Source organism: Halomonas marinisediminis (genome assembly GCF_004347715.1).
GTDB classification, from domain to species: Bacteria; Pseudomonadota; Gammaproteobacteria; order Pseudomonadales; family Halomonadaceae; genus Halomonas; species Halomonas icarae.
Genome location: NZ_SLTR01000370.1, coordinates 1 through 281, shown reverse-complemented (window position 1 = coordinate 281; position 281 = coordinate 1). Strand labels below are relative to the sequence as shown.

The window sequence follows — 281 nt, the reverse complement described above, 5'->3', positions numbered from 1 at the left end:
CCAGCCCCACCGCATCCCGGTCGACCGCGACCGGGGGGCGGACTACCTTACCTCCAGCCCAGCGGGAGCGAATTGATGGAAGATCCAACGCGGCCCTGGACGGCCTTCTATGGCCCGGACGTCCGGCCCGATATAGACACGCCCGCCTATCGCACCCTGGGCGACATGATCGGGGCGGTGGCCGCGACCTATGGCACCGCGCCGGCCTTCACCACCTGCCTGCCCAACGGGATGAACGGCACCCTGAGCTTTGCTCAGGTGGACGAGATGTCGGATGCTTT

Annotated in this window: 1 pseudogene; it reads left to right on the top strand. The window is 67.3% G+C overall.

Features of this window, described 5'->3' with window-relative positions:
• Positions 1-75: 75 nt before the first annotated feature.
• A pseudogene (locus E0702_RS17040) lies at positions 76-281 on the top strand (long-chain fatty acid--CoA ligase); the annotation flags it as partial.